This is a genomic window from Aeromonas rivuli, from assembly GCF_020149575.1.
Lineage (GTDB): Bacteria > Pseudomonadota > Gammaproteobacteria > Enterobacterales > Aeromonadaceae > Aeromonas > Aeromonas rivuli.
The window spans coordinates 4249170-4267500 of sequence record NZ_CP079742.1; the positions used below are offsets into that span (position 1 = coordinate 4249170).

At 60.4% G+C, this 18331-nt stretch carries 13 protein-coding genes, 1 tRNA gene and 2 rRNA genes (1 of these 16 running past the window's edge); 8 read left to right on the top strand and 8 right to left on the bottom strand.

The features are described 5' to 3' along the window. Positions 1-46 precede the first annotated feature (46 nt). A complete protein-coding gene (locus tag KYK33_RS19595; protein ID WP_224431590.1) occupies positions 47-2059 on the top strand; it encodes an LTA synthase family protein in 2013 nt (670 codons plus the stop codon). A 100-nt stretch (positions 2060-2159) separates the two neighbouring features. Here KYK33_RS19595 and KYK33_RS19600 read toward each other — a convergent pair whose 3' ends face one another. Next, positions 2160-3251, bottom strand: coding sequence for a glycosyltransferase family 4 protein (locus KYK33_RS19600; RefSeq protein ID WP_224431591.1), 1092 nt, complete (start codon positions 3249-3251; stop codon positions 2160-2162). An 82-nt stretch (positions 3252-3333) separates the two neighbouring features. Continuing rightward, the gene (rfaD, locus tag KYK33_RS19605) at positions 3334-4290 is read right to left on the bottom strand and encodes an ADP-glyceromanno-heptose 6-epimerase (RefSeq protein ID WP_224431592.1); all 957 of its coding nucleotides are present in this window, start codon (positions 4288-4290) and stop codon (positions 3334-3336) included. A gap of 148 nt (positions 4291-4438) precedes the next feature. Here rfaD and KYK33_RS19610 point away from each other — a divergent pair, with 148 nt between their 5' ends. The 5 genes from KYK33_RS19610 to KYK33_RS19630 all read left to right on the top strand — a co-directional run bounded on the left by KYK33_RS19610 (position 4439) and on the right by KYK33_RS19630 (position 10759). Next, positions 4439-5083, top strand: a complete 645-nt coding sequence (locus KYK33_RS19610) for a TetR/AcrR family transcriptional regulator (protein WP_224431593.1) — start codon at positions 4439-4441, stop codon at positions 5081-5083. 354 nt (positions 5084-5437) lie between these two features. After that, positions 5438-6631, top strand: coding sequence for a glycine C-acetyltransferase (locus tag KYK33_RS19615; RefSeq protein WP_224431594.1), 1194 nt, complete (start codon positions 5438-5440; stop codon positions 6629-6631). A 78-nt stretch (positions 6632-6709) separates the two neighbouring features. Beyond that, positions 6710-7735: an L-threonine 3-dehydrogenase gene (tdh, locus tag KYK33_RS19620; protein WP_224431595.1), complete on the top strand. Its 1026-nt coding sequence runs from the start codon at positions 6710-6712 to the stop codon at positions 7733-7735. A 191-nt stretch (positions 7736-7926) separates the two neighbouring features. Then, positions 7927-8388 carry a c-type cytochrome gene (locus KYK33_RS19625; protein WP_042044111.1) on the top strand — a complete coding sequence of 154 codons (462 nt, stop codon included), beginning with the start codon at positions 7927-7929 and terminating at the stop codon, positions 8386-8388. 85 nt (positions 8389-8473) lie between these two features. Then, positions 8474-10759, top strand: coding sequence for a putative bifunctional diguanylate cyclase/phosphodiesterase (locus tag KYK33_RS19630; RefSeq protein WP_224431596.1), 2286 nt, complete (start codon positions 8474-8476; stop codon positions 10757-10759). A 37-nt stretch (positions 10760-10796) separates the two neighbouring features. Here the strand turns inward: KYK33_RS19630 and rep are convergent, their stop codons facing one another. Then, positions 10797-12809: a DNA helicase Rep gene (rep, locus tag KYK33_RS19635; protein WP_224431597.1), complete on the bottom strand. Its 2013-nt coding sequence runs from the start codon at positions 12807-12809 to the stop codon at positions 10797-10799. A gap of 144 nt (positions 12810-12953) precedes the next feature. Here rep and KYK33_RS19640 point away from each other — a divergent pair, with 144 nt between their 5' ends. Next, positions 12954-14174, top strand: a complete 1221-nt coding sequence (locus KYK33_RS19640) for an aminotransferase class V-fold PLP-dependent enzyme (protein ID WP_224431598.1) — start codon at positions 12954-12956, stop codon at positions 14172-14174. A gap of 14 nt (positions 14175-14188) precedes the next feature. Continuing rightward, positions 14189-14626 (top strand): SufE family protein, encoded by a 438-nt coding sequence (locus KYK33_RS19645; RefSeq protein ID WP_224431599.1) that lies wholly within the window; start codon positions 14189-14191, stop codon positions 14624-14626. Between the two features lie 54 nt (positions 14627-14680). Here the strand turns inward: KYK33_RS19645 and tcdA are convergent, their stop codons facing one another. From tcdA to KYK33_RS19670, 5 genes are all read right to left on the bottom strand, one after another. Then, positions 14681-15499, bottom strand: coding sequence for a tRNA cyclic N6-threonylcarbamoyladenosine(37) synthase TcdA (gene tcdA, locus KYK33_RS19650; protein ID WP_224431600.1), 819 nt, complete (start codon positions 15497-15499; stop codon positions 14681-14683). 105 nt (positions 15500-15604) lie between these two features. Next, a complete protein-coding gene (modF, locus tag KYK33_RS19655; protein WP_224431601.1) occupies positions 15605-17053 on the bottom strand; it encodes a molybdate ABC transporter ATP-binding protein ModF in 1449 nt (482 codons plus the stop codon). Between the two features lie 229 nt (positions 17054-17282). Next, positions 17283-17359: transfer RNA gene (locus tag KYK33_RS19660), tRNA-Asp, on the bottom strand. 97 nt (positions 17360-17456) lie between these two features. Next, a 5S ribosomal RNA gene (rrf, locus tag KYK33_RS19665) occupies positions 17457-17571 on the bottom strand. Positions 17572-17692: 121 nt separating this feature from the next. Next, a 23S ribosomal RNA gene (locus KYK33_RS19670) occupies positions 17693-18331 on the bottom strand (it continues 2251 nt past the right edge of the window).

The window sequence follows — 18331 nt, forward strand, 5'->3', positions numbered from 1 at the left end:
ATCGGCCCCCAGGGGCCGGTTTTATTGATAGTGAATGGACATGCTTATGTATCAAACTCGACTGCGCACCCTGCTGGGTACCCTGGGCTATCAGCTGATCTGGCTGGTGCTGATCCTGATGACAGCCCGTTATCTGATGTTGAGCCACTTCGTCGAACCCGGGCAATTGCAGAGCCGGGCCGACGATGTGCAGCGAATGTGGCTAACCGGGCTTCGCTTTGACTTGCGTATCGCCGGCATGGCGCTCTCCCCCTTCGCCCTGGCAGGGCTGGTGCTGGCCGCTGGCGAGCGTAGTTGGCACGCTGTACAGATCTGGGCCCCCCGCCTGCTGGGCGTGATTGCCTTCCTGATCGGTGCCGTCGCCATCGGCAACTATTACTACTACCAGACCTACCATACCCACATAGACGTGTTCGCCTTCGGCCTGATGGAGGATGACACTCAGGCCGTGCTCGGCAATATGTGGCAAGACTACCCCATCATTCAAAGCCTGTTGCTGAGCCTGCTGCTGGGCTGGCTGCCGGCTCGCTGGGCCAGACGCACCCTGGTGCAGCGGGAGCGCAAACCCTGGCCGTTGACTGTTTTCATCGTCTACCTGCTGGCCGCCCTGACCCTGCTGTTTGTCATCAGCCGTGGCAGCATAGGCACCTTCCCGCTGCGCCGTGGCAATGCCCAGGTCTCGGATCTGCTCGCTCTCAACAAGCTGACCCCGAACGGTTTTATGGCCATTGACTGGGCCATCAAGGACAGGGAGGAGGACATCGCCTTCAACCCGGTCAGCCATGCCGAAGGAGAGACCCTGCTCGCCGAGGTCGGCCTGGACTCCCTGATGGCGCGCACCCCGCACAACCCCTGGCTCGCCGAACACAAACCCAACGTGGTGATGGCCTTGATGGAGAGCTTTGGCAGCAACATGCTGGCCTTCGATGAGCCGGGCAAGAATGACCTGCTCGGCAGCCTGCGGCCGCACTTCAAAGAGGATTTCGTATTCAAGCGCTTCCTGTCGGAGGACAACGGCACGGCCCCCTCCCTGGCGGCCCTCTTCTTCCACAGTCCGGCGCAAAACATCAGCCATAGCTCGGCCCAGCACCAGACCCTGAGCGGCACCCCCTTCGCCCTCTACAAGCAGGCGGGCTACAAGCTGATCTTCATCTCCCCCGGCAACATGATGTGGCGCAATCTGGTCAACTACCTGCCGGTGCAGGGGGTCGATGAGGTCTATGACCAGAACGCCCTGATGAAGCGCTATCCGCAGGCGGCCAAGGAGATCACCGCCTGGGGCGTGCCCGATGACTACGCCTACCGTCTGGCGCAGACCCTCTTGGAGGAGGCGACCCAGCCGCTGTTCATCAGCATTCTCACCATCACCAATCACCCGCCTTATGAGACGCCGGCCCGCTATCAGCCGCAACCCATCGCCACCACGGCAGCGGTCATGACCCATGCCGAGGATGGCAGCATAGAGCAGACCAATATCCTCAAGACCTATCAGTTCGCCACCGATGCCCTTGGCCGCTTCGTCAGCGCCATCAAGGGTTCATCCCTGGGTGACAAGACGCTGATCGCCGCCAGTGGCGATCATCAGATGCGCCGTCTCAGGGCCTTCTATCCCCGCGAACAGGTACTGGACCGGGCCGTGCCCTTCTACCTCTATGTGCCCAAGCCGATACTGGCCCACAGCCAGTGGCGCTTCGATCCGTTGCGTGTCGGTTCCCACAAGGACATTTTCCCGACGCTCTACAGCTTCAGCCTGTCGGATACCCCCTACCAGACCCTGGCCGGGCGCAACATGCTGGCACCGGTCGACGATCCCAGCCGGGCCTTTGGCTATAACGTCACCCTCTGGATCGATGACAAGGGCGCCTATCCCATGAGCGGCAAGCCGATGTTCTACCCCTGGCGAGATGACCGGCAGTTGACGGTCTCCGAGCAGGGAGAACCGGTCGACAAGGCCCAGCAGCAGCGTCAGCAGGCCCTGCCAGACCTGCTGCGCTGGCAACTCAACAGCCGGGTCAAAGGCTTCCTGGACCCCGAGCCCGATGGGCAAAGCGCCCAGTGATAGCCCCACAACAAAAAGGCTTCCCGAGGGAAGCCTTTTTCATGGGCAGCAATGGTCGCCAGCGCAGACGATGAACAGCACTCGGGAGGATACCCCCGCATCATGCCAGGTAACGGCGAGCCAGCTCATCCAGATGGTGACTCATGCTGAACTCCCGCTCGGCGCGCGCTCTGGCCGCCTGACCGAGTTGCTGGCGCAGTGCCTCATCCACCAGCAGTCGCTCAATCTGGGCGGCCAGCGCGGCCGGATCCGTGGGCACCGCCAACAGACCAGCCTCCCCCAGTACCTCGGGCACGGCCCCAGTGCTGGCACCGACGATGGCCTTGCCCGCCGCCATCGCCTCTATCACCGTCAGGCCGAACGCCTCGTTATGGGAGGGAATGGCGACCAGATCCATGACCCGCAGCATGCGCGGGGTATCGCGGCGAAACCCGGTGAACAGCACCCGATCGCTCATGCCGGCCTCGGCGGCCCGCTGACGCAGCGCAGTGACCACCGCCTCGTCCGACCCTTCGCTCGCCGAGGTGCCCCCCACGATCAACAGATGCAGCTGCGGATAACGGGTTGCGAGCAGCAAGAAGGCTTCCAGCAGATCGCGCTGGCCCTTGCCACGGCCGATCCGGCCCAGTACCCCAAGCAGCAGCGCATCTTGCGCCACCCCCAGCTCGGCGCGGATCCCGGCAGGGAGCTCTTCGCAGGTGGCCAGATCGGTACCAAGCCAGAGCCGCTCGATACGCGAGGCGGGGAGCGGCAGCGCCTTGAGGTTGCGACGGCGAGTCTCGTCACTGATGGAGAGCACCAGATCCACCTTGCCGTAGATCCAGCGATGAAGCAGATCCCGCTTAGGACGCGTTACCCCCATGTGCTCGGTGAACAGCAGCCGCAACGGTAACAGGCTCTTGAGCGGGGCCCCCAGCAACAAGTCTCCGGACTTGTGGCAATGCACCAGCCGGATCGCTCGCGCCTTGAGCCAGCGCCGCAGGCTGAGCAGCTGACACAAGGCCTGACCACGGGAGTCTACCTCGAACACCTCGAAGCCCCGCTCCTTCATGCCCTCGGCCACCTTGCTGCCACGCAGCGCCAGGCCATAGAGCCGCCAGCCACGTTCCATCATGCCGCTGCCGACCCGTAGCGGATACATCTCCAGGCCACCCCACCCGCTAGAGAGGCAAATATGCAGTAACTGTGTCATTTCCCTTCCTCAACTCACGGCTCAAATAGACAGGGCGCCCCATCAGGCGCCCTGCAATTTCAATTATCCAACGCCGCTCGACTTAGCGGTTCAACCAGGCCATGTAGTCGGCAACGCCTTCGGCAACCGTCTTGAACTCGCCGTCATAACCGGCGCCGCGCAGGCGGGTCAGATCAGCCTGGGTGAAGCTCTGGTAACGGCCTCTGAGGTGATCCGGGAAGGGGATGTACTCTATGCTGCCCTGCTGATGGTGCTTGATCACCGCCTCGGCCACGCTCTGGAACGGCTCGGCACGGCCAGTACCACAGTTGAAGATGCCGGACTGTTGCGGGTTCTGCCAGAACCAGAGGTTCACCTTGCAGACATCATCCACATAGATGAAGTCGCGCATCTGGCCGCCATCGGGGAAACCGTCGCAGCCTTCGAACAGCTTGGGATTCTCGCCCTTCTTCACCTGGGTGTTGAGGTGGAAGGCAACCGATGCCATGGCGTCCTTGTGCTGCTCACGGGGGCCATAGACGTTGAAGTACTTCAGACCGACGACCTGGGAGTTGATCTCCGGCAGCCAGCGGCGCACGTACTGGTCGAACAGCTGCTTGGAGTAGCCGTAGACGTTGAGGGGCTGCTCGAACCTGGGATCTTCGATGAAGTTGTCATTGCGGCCACCATAGGTCGCGGCGGACGAGGCATAGATGAAGGGCGTCTCGCGCTCGATGCAGTAGTGGAACAGATCCTTGGAGTACTCGTAGTTGACCTCCATGATGAACTTGCCGTTCCACTCGGTGGTCGCGGAGCAGGCGCCTTCATGGAAGATCACCTCGATGCCGCCGTCCCACTCCTCGAACTCATCCCCGGAGACGATACGCGCCTGGAACTCGTCCTTGTCCATGTAATCGGCAATGGTCAGGTCGACCAGGTTGACGAACTTGGTGCCATCGGTCAGATCGTCGATGACCACCACATCGGTCCGCCCCATGGCATTGAGTTGCTTGACCAGATTGCTACCGATAAAGCCTGCACCGCCAGTTACTACGATCATGGAGTTTGCCTCGCCTGCGTTGATGCTCACGTGTGACGGCCGATTAAAGCTGTGTATAGTGAGCCAATTTGAAATTGCCGAAAAGTTTATCACGGGCCGCCAGGGGATACGACCTCGACGCAAGGCGGGCCCGGCAGAGGGACCAGCGATGAAAACCAGAGACAGGATCATTCACAGCGCCACCGAACTGTTCAACGACCAGGGCGAGCGCAACATCACCACCAACCATATCGCCGCCCACCTCGGTATCAGCCCGGGCAACCTCTACTACCACTTTCGCAATAAAGAAGACATCATCCACTCCATCTTCGACCAGTATGCCCGCCACCTGAGCGAGAGCTTTACCCCGGCACGCAGCAAGGAGATCAAGCTCGATGAGCTGATGGGCTACCTGGATGCCATCTTCTATCTGATGTGGCAGTTCCGTTTCTTCTACGCCAACCTGCCGGATATCCTCAGTCGCGACGAACTGTTGCAGCAGAAATATCTCAAGGCCCAGGAGCAGCTGAGATCCGCCGTGGAGGCCCTGCTCAAGAGTCTGCGCGAGGGGGGCATCATAGCGGTCAGCGACCAGGATCTGCCGGATCTGGGCCAGACCATCAAGATGGTGGTCACCTGCTGGATCCCGTTCCAGATAGCCCAGGCCCCCCATACCCGCATCACCAAGCCGCTGCTCTATCAGGGGGTGCTGCGGGTGCTCTTCCTGCTGCGACCCTATGTCCAGCCCCAGATCAGCGAACAGATCCAGCAGCTCGAACAACACTACCGTCAGCTGGCGCAGATAGATGGCTGAGCCAGCGCAGTAGATGGCTGACGCGGCGTGACAGGCTCTGGATTAGCCCGCAGCGGCGCAACATCTCCCGCTGACGCCGACAGGTGGCTGCGTCAGGGATCCGTCCTCCACCCGATCCCGTCAGCTGTTTCTCCATCGCCGACCAGGGTCGGCGATGGCCCTTCGCCAACCACAACCCAATTGACCCCTTTTTCCTCCGTAACCCTGACGCTGAGCCTCCCCGACTCAACTCGGCGGGTGATCTGTTTCACAGATGTTGAATATCAGCATAAAAATTTGAATTGATGCGGCGAAGTTGCAGTAAAATGTTGCCCAATATTGATACAAGGCTGTAATAGCCAATGAGGATCGAGGATGTCTAACGGATTCTATCGTCACCTGACCGAGCAGCTTGAGCAAGTGCAAGCTGAGGGCCTCTACAAGCAGGAACGCATCATCAGCTCGGCGCAACAGGCGAGCATCGCCGTGGGTCAGCAGCAGGTGTTGAACTTCTGCGCCAACAACTACCTCGGTCTGGCCAATCACCCCGAGCTGATTGCCGCCGCCAAGGCGGGCCTCGACAGCCACGGCTTCGGCATGGCCTCGGTACGCTTCATCTGCGGCACCCAGGACAGCCACAAGGTGCTGGAGCAGCAGCTCTCCGCCTTCCTCGGCACCGAGGACACCATCCTCTACTCCTCCTGTTTCGATGCCAACGGCGGTCTGTTCGAGACCCTGTTCGGGGCCGAAGACGCCATCATCTCCGATGCCCTCAACCACGCCTCCATCATCGATGGGGTCAGGCTGTGCAAGGCGAAACGCTACCGCTACGCCAACAATGACATGGCGGATCTGGAAGCCCAGCTCAAGCAGGCGCAAGCCGATGGCGCCCGCTTCAAGCTGATCGCCACCGACGGTGTCTTCTCCATGGATGGGGTCATCGCCGACCTCAAATCCGTGTGCGATCTGGCGGACAAATATGATGCCATGGTCATGGTGGATGACTCCCACGCCGTCGGTTTCATCGGCGCAAACGGTCGTGGCACCCACGAATACTGCGACGTACTGGACAGAGTCGACATCATCACCGGCACCCTGGGCAAGGCCCTCGGCGGCGCCTCCGGTGGCTACACCTCGGGCAAGAAAGAGGTGATCGACTGGTTGCGTCAGCGCTCGCGCCCCTACCTGTTCTCCAACTCCCTGGCGCCCTCCATCGTCTCGGCCACCCTCAAGGTGCTCGAACTGCTGGAAAGTGGCCATGCCCTGCGTGCCCAGCTCAAAGAGAACAGCGACTACTTCCGCGCGCGCATGAGTGCCGCCGGCTTCACCCTGGCAGGCGCCGATCACGCCATCATCCCGGTGATGCTGGGGGATGCCAAGCTGGCCTCCGAGATGGCGAGCCGCATGCTGGCCGAAGGCATCTATGTGGTGGGCTTCTCCTTCCCCGTGGTGCCCAAGGGCCAGGCGCGCATCCGCACCCAGATGTCTGCCGCCCACACCCGCGAGCAGCTGGACAAGGCCATCGATGCTTTCATCCGCATCGGCCGCGACCTGAACATCATCCAATAATATGAGGGGCCAGCAGGCCCCTTTTTAAAAGACCCATAGCTCCACCTCTGCACCGGGCCCGGCCCGTGAGGAACCGTCATGAAAGCACTCTCCAAACTCAAATCCGAACCCGGCATCTGGATGACGGATGTGCCCGCCCCCGAGCTCGGCCATAACGATCTGCTGATCAAGATCCGCAAGACCGCCATCTGCGGTACCGACATGCATATCTACAACTGGGACGAGTGGGCCCAGAAGACCATTCCCGTGCCCATGGTGGTCGGTCATGAATACGTGGGGGAAGTGGTCGCCATCGGCCAGGAAGTGCGTGGCTTCGCCATCGGCGACCGCGTCTCCGGCGAAGGCCACATCACCTGCGGACACTGCCGCAACTGCCGCGCCGGCCGCACCCACCTGTGCCGCAATACCGTCGGGGTCGGTGTCAACCGCCCGGGCAGCTTCGCCGAATATCTGGTGATCCCGGCCTTCAACGCCTTCAAGCTGCCGGACAATATCCCCGATGAACTGGCCGCCATCTTCGATCCCTTCGGCAATGCCGTGCACACCGCGCTCTCCTTCGATCTGGTCGGCGAAGACGTGCTCATCACCGGTGCCGGCCCCATCGGCATCATGGCCGCCGCCGTCTGCCGCCATGTGGGTGCCCGTCATGTAGTGATCACCGACGTCAACGAATACCGGCTCGAACTGGCCCGCAAGATGGGTGCCACCCGTGCCGTCAACGTCAGCAAGGAGTCCCTGGCCGATGTGATGGCAGATCTTGGCATGACCGAGGGCTTCGATGTCGGACTGGAGATGTCCGGTGTGCCCTCCGCCTTCCAGGACATGCTGGCCAAGATGAACCATGGCGGCAAAATAGCCATGCTCGGCATTCCCCCCTCCACCATGGCGATCGACTGGAATCAGGTCATCTTCAAGGGACTGTTTATCAAGGGTATCTACGGCCGGGAAATGTTTGAGACTTGGTACAAAATGGCGAGCCTCATCCAGTCAGGCCTGGATCTCAGCCCCATCATCACCCACCACTTCCATGTCGATGACTTCCAGCAGGGCTTCGAAGCCATGGGGTCAGGCAAGTCTGGCAAAGTGATACTCAACTGGGATTAATGTTCTCCCAGGCCCCCTCTTATCCAGAAACCCGGCCCCGGCCGGGTTTCTGCTATAACCACCACAGGGAGCAGGGAGGCAGATCTGGCGCACAGACTGCTTAACACTTCACACACAAGCGTTTAAATGCTTGTAACTATTCGGTTATAATCCCGCCGTTTCTAGGGATAATAAGAGCCTGCTGGGAGTACATGAGCGTGTTGAGAAAACTGAGCTGTTTACTGGTCGCCGGCATTGCGGTTGCCAGCCTGTCCGGTGCCGCCCTTGCGGCAAAGAGTGCCGCCGACGAAATGTCGCCCGACGCTATCGCCGAACGGATCAAGCCCGTAGGTGATGTCTATACCGCCAAGGATCTGGAAGGGATAGCCCCGGCGGCCACCGCTAGTACCGCCTCGTCTGGTCCCCGTGATGGCGAGACTGTCTACAAGGGCGCCTGCTTCGCCTGTCACGATACCGGTGCCGCCGGTGCGCCCAAGCGTGGTGACAAGGCGGCCTGGGAACCCCGTGTGGCTCAGGGTTTCGACACCTTGCGCAAGCATGCCATCGAAGGCTTCACTGGCACCCATGGGGTCATGCCGCCACGCGGTACCTGTGCCAGCTGTAGTGATGAAGAGATTGAGAATGCCATTCACTTCATGACAGATAAAATCTAAGTCATTGAAAGGGCCGCTATTGCGGCCCTTTTATTATCATGGCTTGCGACTACCCTTGTAGGGTAGCGTCACCCGGGAGTCCATGATGTCCGCTAACCCTCTCGATCAGGATGCCCATCCCTTGCTGGCGCTGGTCAGCACCATCCTCGCCTTCCCGCCACCCGAACAAGCCAGCAGGGCGGATTACCATCAGCTGTTTGATGACCTTGAGCAACTCTGCCCTCTGCATCAGATAGGCCTGCTCGGTCTCGGTACCCAGGGCCCCGTCTGGCTGTTCGAGCACAACCTTGATCCCATGTTCAAGGGGCAACTCGGCCGGGAAGAGCCTGCACTGAGCGAGCACCTGATGGCGCTGGATGCCGAGTTGGGCTGGTGTGTGCTGCCCATCAGCGAGGGGCGGGCACGCTGGTTGCTGGTGCAGGGCGACCCTCAGGACCAGGCCAGTCTCAGATTGCTGCTCGAGTGCCTGGCCAAGCGACTGGCGGAGGCCAATGCTCACGCCAGACTGGCCGAACCCGCCTCACCGCTGATCGGCCGGGATCCCGCCTGGCAACACAAGATAGAGCAGATCAACCGCATCCTGCGTCTGGCCAACAGCCTGCCAACCCAGGCATTGTTGACCCAGCTGGATGCCGCGTTGCAACGCATTCTGGGCACCCATCAGCTGCGGCTGGTGCGCCTCGGGCGCAGCGAGATCAGTCACCTCTATCCAAGCCAGGACCCGGGAGATGATGATGTCATCCGCCAACTCTGCCACGAAACCAATCCGACCGAGCGGGAACTGGGCGGCCAACACTGGTGCAGTACGCCCCTGCGCTTGCAGCAGCACTACTTCGCCCATCTGCTGCTGGCGACCTCGGCGCCCCTGGGTACCGACGATCGCCTCTTCCTCGATTTCCTGCGTAACCAGCTCACTCTCTTGCTGGAGCTGGGCCAGATCCGTCAGCAACTGAACGAATTCAACTCCCCAGACCGGCTCAATCACCGCCTGCAGTTGCTACGTCAGGCCAATCTTCGCCTGCAAAAACAGCTGCGTCAGCACCAGGAGCTGGAACGCAAACTGCAATTCGATGCCCTGCATGATCCCCTCACCGGCCTGCCCAATCGCAGCCTGCTGATGAATCACCTCCATCACGCCATGAGCCACTATCAACGTCATGGTGGCGTCGGTTTCACGGTGATCTTCCTCGATATCGATCACTTCAAGCAGATCAATGACGAACTCGGTCACAACAACGGCGATCTGCTGCTCAGGGAGCTGGGCCGTCGCCTGCAAAGCTGCCTGCGCCAGAATGATCTGCTGGCGCGGCTCGGGGGCGACGAGTTCGTCATCTATCTGGATAACAGCATGGGAGAGGAGGGAACCAGCCCGGTGCTGAACCGCATCATAAGCCGGCTCGATTACCCTTTCAGGCTGGCGGGCAAAGAGGTCACGGTGACGGTGAGCATGGGTGTGGCCAGCGTGTCCGAACAGAGTCTGGATGTGAGCGAGCTGCTCCATCAGGCGGATCTCGCCATGTACCAGGCCAAGCGCAATGGCCGCGCCCGGGTTGTCCACTACTCGGTCGAATGTATGGAACAGGCCTGGTCTTCACCGGAAGCCCTGTTGAGTAACGCCCTGGCCGAGGGGCGCATCATCCCCTACTTCCAGCCGGTGATCCGGCTCGAGGACAACTGTCTGGTGGGATTGGAGGTAATGGCACGCTGGATCACCCGGGAGGGTGAGCTCAAGGATGCCTTCGACTTCATCCCGCTGGCGGAGCAGTGCGGTCTGATTGAGGCCCTTGATCACAAAATACTGCGTCAGAGCTGCCAGCAACTGCGCCACTGGCTACCCCAGGCGGGCCTGCGCAAGTTCAAGCTGGCCGTCAACCTGTGTGGTCAGCATCTGGCCAGTCCCGCCGCCATACAGGCGCTGCTCGCCATCATAGAAGAAGAAGGTGTCTGTCCCAGCTACCTCATCTTCGAATTCAACGAGCGGGAGTTGTCGCGCCAGCATGCAGATATCATTACCAGCCTGCATGAGCTCAGGGCAAAGGGCATACAGATCAGTCTGGATGACTTCGGATCCGGTTTTTCCTCCCTCAGTGCCCTGTTCCACTACCCGGTGGACTACGTCAAGGTAGACGATGGCCTCACTCACCGCATGCTGCACTCCCCCAAGGACCTGGCGCTGATCCGTGCCATGCGCGACATCTGCCGCGACCTGGATCTCAGCCTGGTGGTGGAGGGCATAGAGAGTCAGGCCCAGTTGCGTCAGCTGATCGAGCTGGCTTGCCCCTTCGGCCAGGGTCGCTACATATCGCCCCCCCTGCCGGGCAACGACATCACGCCGCTGCTGGGGCCAGAAACCAACCTGGAGGCGGATTGACTCCACTCGCGAGCAGGTTGTCAGGCGGTGGGGCGGATTAATCCTTCTTGAACATGGCGCGCAGATTGGCGACCCCGATCTGCCCCTTCTGCTGGCGCTCCTCCGCCGTCACCTGCTTCTGATTCTCCCACTCCAGATCGTCCTGGGGCAGCTCCAGCAGGAAGCGGCTCGGTTCGGGGCGCACCGACTCCCCATATTGGCGCCGCTCCTTGCAGAGGGTGAAGGTGAGTTCGGTCTGGGCGCGGGTGATGCCCACGTAGGCGAGGCGGCGCTCCTCCTCCACGTTGTCTTCATCTATGCTGGTCTGGTGCGGCAGCAGGCCCTCCTCCATGCCCACCATGAAGACATAGGGAAACTCCAGCCCCTTGGAGGCGTGCAGCGTCATCAACTGCACCTGATCGGCCTCATCTTCCCCCTCGTTACGCTCCATCATGTCCCGCAGGGTGAGTCGGGTGACCACTTGGGCGAGTGTCATCGACTCTTCCAACTCATCCCCCTCCAGCATCTCGGTGATCCAGCGATAGAGGGTGGAGACGTTCTGCATCCGCATCTCGGCAGCCTTGGGGCTGGGCGACGTCTCGTAGAGCCACTCTTCATAGTGGATCTCCTTGATCATGTCCCGCACCGCCTCCACCGGATTGCCACGCAGCGCCTGATCGCCCAGGCGCACCAGCCAGTTGGTGAAGGCCTGCAGGGCGACCAGCCCGCGACCGGAGAGATGCTGCTCCAGGCCCAGCTCGAAACTGACGGCAAACAGGCTCTTGCCACGCTGGTTGGCATATTGGCCCAGCTTCTCCAGGGTGGTGGGGCCGATCTCCCGGCGCGGCAGGTTGACCACTCGCAAAAATGCCGTGTCCTCGTCCGGATTCACCAGCAGCTTGAGGTAGGCCATGATGTCCTTGATCTCGGTGCGCGAGAAAAACGAGGTGCCACCGGAGATGCGATAGGGGATGCGGTTGGTCATCAGCGCTTTTTCGAAGATGCGCGACTGATGGTTGCCCCGGTAGAGGATGGCGTAATCCTTGAAGCTGGTGCGATTCATGAACTTGTGGCCCATCAGCTCGGCGGCGATGCGCTCCGCTTCGTGTTCCTCATTCTTGGCAAACAACACCTTGATTGGCACCCCGTTATCGAGCTCGGAGAACAGCGCCTTGTCGAACACGTGGGGGTTGTTGGCGATCAGGATGTTGGCGCATTTCAGGATGCGCCGCTTGGAGCGGTAGTTCTGCTCCAGCTTGATGAGCTTGAGGCTGGGAAAATCCTCGTTGAGCAGCACCAGGTTCTGGGGCTTGGCACCACGCCAGGAGTAGATCGACTGGTCATCGTCCCCCACCACGGTGAAACGGGCCCGCTCGCCGACAATCTGCTTCACCAGCTCGTACTGGCTGGTGTTGGTGTCCTGATACTCATCGACCAACAGGTAGCGGATCTTGTTCTGCCAGCGGGTGCGCACCTCGTCGTTGCTCTTGAGCAGCAGGGTCGGCATCACGATGAGATCATCAAAATCCAGTGCATTGTAGGCCACCATCTGGCGGTGATAACGCTCATAGAGCTGTGCCATCAGCACCTCTTCGGGCCCCTGGGCGATGCGCATGGCGCGCGGGGGCAAGATGAGGTCATTCTTCCAGTTGGAGATCTGGCTGATGAGGGCAGACAACTTGTCCTTGTCGTTATCGAGCTCAGCCTCGGTCAACTCTTTCAGCAGCGCCAGCTGATCGGTGTCATCGAACAGAGAGAAGTTCGCCTTGAGATTCAGCGTCTTGTGCTCACGGCGAATGATATCCAGACCCAGGGTATGGAAGGTAGAGACCATCAGCCCCCGCGCCTCCTTGCGACCCAGGGTCTGGCCGACCCGTGCCTTCATCTCCCGCGCCGCCTTGTTGGTGAAGGTGACGGCGGCGATATTGCGCGCGTCATAGCCGCACTGCTGCACCAGATAGGCAATCTTGTTGGTGATGACGCGGGTCTTGCCCGATCCGGCACCCGCCAGCACCAGGCAAGGGCCGGAAACAAACTTGACCGCTTCATTCTGATTGGGGTTGAGCTTCATGGGCCGGATCTCTTGGCTTATGATGAGGGGCAGCATTGTAGCAGAGATAGCCGCATCCACCGAAATGGGCACGACACTTCACCTTGTGTTTGCCCGCCTTTTTCCGGATCATGGCCGACTTTTCCAAGAGATGACGAGGGGAGCATGAACCTGCAAGAACACGCCCGGCTGCGCGACCAGTTTCCGGCCCTGGCCCAACAGGTCAATGGCCACCCTCTCGTCTATCTCGACAATGCCGCCACCACCCACAAGCCTCATGCCGTACTGGCCGCGATGGACGGCTTCTATCGTACCGACAATGCCAACGTGCATCGCGCCGCCCATGCCCTGAGCGGTCGCGCCACCCTCGCCTTTGAGGGGGCCCGCGAGACCCTGGCCCGCTTTATCAATGCCCCTCATCAGCGCGAGATCATCTGGACCCGCGGCGCCACTGAGGCGATCAACCTGGTCGCCCAAAGCTGGGGGGCCAGCGAACTTGAGGTGGGGGATGAGATAGTGCTCAGCACCCTGGAGCATCACGCCAACATCGTCCCCTGGCAGCTGGTTGCCGAGCGCACCGGCGCCATCATCAAGGTGATCCCCCTGGACGAGCGTGGCGATCTGGATATGCTGGCCTACCTGGCCATGCTGGGGCCGCGCACCCGGCTGGTGAGCGTCGCCCATGTCTCCAATGCTCTGGGCACCGTCAACCCGGTGAAACAGATAGTCGCCGCCGCCAAGACCGTCGGTGCCCTGACCCTGATCGATGGCGCCCAGGCGGTGGCTCACTTTGAGGTGGATGTGCAAGCCATTGGCTGCGACTTCTACGTTTTCTCCGGCCACAAGCTCTATGGCCCGACCGGCATAGGTGTGCTCTGGGGTAAAGCGGCCCTGCTGGAACGGATGCCGCCCTGGCAGGCGGGGGGCGAGATGATCGACAGGGTCAGTTTCAGCGGCACCAGTTTCAACAGCCTGCCCTTCAAGTTCGAGGCGGGCACCCCCCATATCGCCGGCGCCATCGGCCTCGCCGCCGCCGTCGACTTTCTGCTCGCCCAGGACAGGGAGGCCATAGCGCACTACGAAGCCGCGCTCATGGCGCAGCTGGTCGCGGGCCTGAAACAGATCCCGGGGCTGCGCCTCATCGGTGAGCCGCTGCAGCGATCCGGCGCCGTCTCTTTCCTGCTCGAAGAGATCCACCCGCAAGATGCCGCCACCCTGCTCGACATGCAGGGCATAGCGCTGCGGGTCGGCCATCACTGCGCCATGCCGTTGATGGAGAGCCTGGGACTGAGCGGCACAATGCGCGCCTCCCTGGCCTGTTACAACAATCGGAACGATGTGGATGCCCTACTGGCGGCGCTGCACAAGTTAAGTGACTTCTTTTAAGGCGGATGACCGGCATGCACACTCTCGAACGCTATACCGCCATCGGCATTGAGCCAAACGCCGACACCCTGCGTCAGCAGTTTGCAGCAGCCCATGGCTGGGAGAACCAATATCGACTCATCATCCAGCTCGGCAAGCAGCTGCCTGTATTGCCGCCCGAGTGGCAACAGGAAGATCATCGCCTCAAGGGTTGCGAGAGCCAGGCCTGGTTGAGAGGGGAGCGGAGTGAGGATGGTTGCTGGCACTTCGCCTGTGACTCCGATGCTCGCATCGTGCGCGGCCTCATTGTGCTGGTACTGGCAGCCTTCAATCACCAACGCGCAGAGGCAATCCAGGCTTTTGATATCGAAGCCTATTTCAGCGAGCTGGGGCTGGAGAAACACCTGAGCCCGTCGCGGGGCAACGGGCTCAGGGCCATAGTGCAGGGGATACGACTCCTGGCCGCCAGCTGAGTCACAGCGCCAAGCGCACTGCTGATACAAAGAGAGCGCCCTGAGGCGCTCTCTTCATTGCTGCGAGTCTGCCACTATCCTGTCAGCCTTGGCACCTCGCTCGGCTATCTTCTTCAGCACCCGGGATGCGGCCACCAGACCGAAGGTGGCGGTGACTGGTGTCACGGCGCCAAAACCCGAGGCACAATCCATCTTCATGTTGCCGTCACTGCTCGCCTTGGCGTGACAGGTGCCGCCATGGCCATCGGGGTAACTCAGCTGCTCGGTGGAGAAGACGCACTCCACCCCGAACCTGCGCGCCGGATTCTTGCTGAAATTGTGCAACCGGCGTAAGTCCGAGCGCACCTTGGCGGCCAGAGGATCCTGCACCGTCTTGGCCAGGTCTGCCACTGTGATTTGGGTCGGGTCCATCTGGCCGCCAGCGCCGCCTGCCACTATGACGGGGATCTTGTTGCGCTTGCAGAAGGCTATCAGCGCTACCTTGGCTTTGACCGAATCAATGGCATCGACCACATAGTCAAATTCCCGCTTGATATGCTCGGCCAGGTTGTCCGCCGTCACGAAGTCATCCACTTCCGTCACGGTGCAATCGGGGTTGATGGCCCGAATGCGCTCGGCCATCACTTCCGTCTTGAGACGGCCAACCGTGCCCTGCATGGCATGGATCTGGCGGTTGGTGTTGGTGATGCAGATGTCATCCATGTCGATCAGGGTGATCTGGTTGATGCCGGCCCGAGCCAGCGCCTCTGCCGCCCAGGAGCCAACCCCGCCGATCCCCACCACGCACACCCTGGCCTGGCTGAAGGCACCCAGTGCCTGCTGGCCATAGAGGCGGGCAATGCCCCCGAATCGCTGTAAATACTCTGCAGTCATACCATCACCTTGTTTGAAGGCCGTCATTATACCTGCCTGATCCCCAGGGTGCAGCCTGAACAGGGGGGAAGACGACATTGCACCAGCGTCAGTGTCTGATCCCTCTCATAATACTTCGACGAGATAGTCATTCAGACCTCGCAATGTGAGCCTGTGACTGATGCAGTCCGGTGCATCCTCCGGATGATGGGAGACAAACAGCAGTTGGCTGGGACTCTGACTCACCAGAAGGCTGATCCAGTGGCGCACCAGCTGACGATTGACCGCATCCAGCCCCTGCAGCGGCTCGTCGAGGATCAGCAAGGCCGGATGCTTGACCATGGCACGCACGATCAACAACAGACGCTGCTGACCCCAGGACAACTGCTGAAAGGAGCGATCCGCGTACTCCGCCATGCCAAGCAGCGTCAGCCAAGCCAGCGCCAGTTTGCGCTGCCTGTCCGTTGGCCGCTCATACAACCCTATGCTGTCGTAGAAGCCGGACAACACCAGGGTCAGCGCCGAACAGTTGACCCTGTAATCCTGATGTAGACTCGAACTTACCAGGCCGATATGGCGCTTTATCTCCCAGATGGTCTCGCCACTGCCACGTCTGCGGCCAAACAGGGTCAGATCATTGGCATAACCCTGAGGATGATCCCCGCACACCAAACTCAACAGCGTAGACTTGCCCGCCCCGTTGGCGCCACAGAGGTGCCAGTGCTCTCCGGGTGCCACTCGCCAGTCCAGTCCCTCGATAACCGCCTCACCACCGTAGCTGACTCGCCCCTGACGCAGTATCACCAGAGGTTGCGACTCAGCCAGCGGCTCGGGGGAACTGTCGGCCTCCGGCAGAGGCAAGCTGGCCAGGGCCTGTTGCCGTGCAGCCGCCAGCAGTCGAGCCGATGCCAGCACCTCCTGACGTGACCCCCGAGTGAGCAAGGTTCCGTTCTCAAGCAAGCCCATGGATCCGATCCACTCCGGCGTCTCTTCGATGCGGTTCAAGATAAGGATCAGGGTGATACCGCTCTGCTTGAGTACCAGCAAGGCGTCCGCCAACTGCCGGCGGGAGGTTTGATCCAGTCCCTCGAAGGGCTCGTCGAGCACCAACAAGCGAGGTTGCGCCATCAAGGCTTGGCAGAGCATGACCTTGCGCGTCTCCCCCGTCGACAAGTAGTGGAAGGGTCTCTCAAGCAAATGGGCAATACCAAATTGTGCCGCCAGGGCCTCGCAACGTGCCGCATCCCTGTACTCGGCCTGTATCAACTGCCGGGTGAGCCAGCCATCCTCCTCTTCGGTCAGCAACCAGTCACTATTGCGCTGCTGCCAGTCGGCCGCCAACAAGGCTTGTAACCGCTCAAGGGAGATGAGCGCCAAAGGGGCTAAATCATGCTCGAACACCCCCGCCTTGGGGATCCACTTGTCGGCCAGGATCCTGGCGAGGGTCGATTTTCCGCTACCATTGCTGCCAATGAAAGCCCAGCACTCCCCTGCTGCAATCTCTAACGTATTTAAGGTAAAAATCCGTCCCTTGCTCAGCAAAAACTGGGCATCAAGGCTGCTTATCCTTGCCATTACTCGCCATCCCCCCCTTTGATCCTAGAAACAGACTGCAGGCCAGCCATAAAAAATCCAAGTAAAAGCTGATGCAACCATCATCGGAAGCCCCTGGGCATAGCTGGGGGAAAGGAGATGGCGTGCCATGCAGGGGAGTGATAGTGCGGAAGAAGGGACTGGGCATGCAGCGGTGCGACAACGGAAAAGCAAAAAGGCCTTCCCGATTGGGAAGGCCTTCTCTATTTATTGGCGGAGCGGACGGGACTCGAACCCGCGACCCCCGGCGTGACAGGCCGGTATTCTAACCAACTGAACTACCGCTCCGCAATTTGGCTAGCGCTTTGCTAAATCTTCTGCCGTTTCAGCGAGGTGTTATCCTCTCGGCCAACATCGTACTGCGTACAATGTTGTCTAATTAGGAGCCTGGCAGTGTCCTACTCTCGCATGGCGAATGCCACACTACCATCGGCGCTACCGCGTTTCACTTCTGAGTTCGGCATGGGATCAGGTGGGTCCACGGCGCTATGGCCGCCAGGCAAAAACTTCATCCGGAAAGCTGACGTGAATAACGATGTTGCTCGTGGCTTGTCGCTATCACTGAATTTGTAAGTAGTTCATGCACTTGCTACAAGGCCAGAAACACTTCTTGGGTGTTGTATGGTTAAGCCTCACGGGTAATTAGTATGGGTTAGCTCAACACGTCGCCGCGCTTACACACCCCACCTATCAACGTTGTGGTCTCCAACGGCCCTTTAGGACCCTCAAGGGGTCAGGGATGACTCATCTCAGGGCTCGCTTCCCGCTTAGATGCTTTCAGCGGTTATCGATTCCGAACTTAGCTACCGGGCAGTGCCACTGGCGTGACAACCCGAACACCAGAGGTTCGTTCACTCCGGTCCTCTCGTACTAGGAGCAACTCCCTTCAATCATCCAACGCCCACGGCAGATAGGGACCGAACTGTCTCACGACGTTCTGAACCCAGCTCGCGTACCACTTTAAATGGCGAACAGCCATACCCTTGGGACCGACTTCAGCCCCAGGATGTGATGAGCCGACATCGAGGTGCCAAACACCGCCGTCGATATGAACTCTTGGGCGGTATCAGCCTGTTATCCCCGGAGTACCTTTTATCCGTTGAGCGATGGCCCTTCCATTCAGAACCACCGGATCACTATGACCTACTTTCGTACCTGCTCGACCTGTCCGTCTCGCAGTTAAGCTGGCTTATGCCATTGCACTAACCTCCTGATGTCCGACCAGGATTAGCCAACCTTCGTGCTCCTCCGTTACTCTTT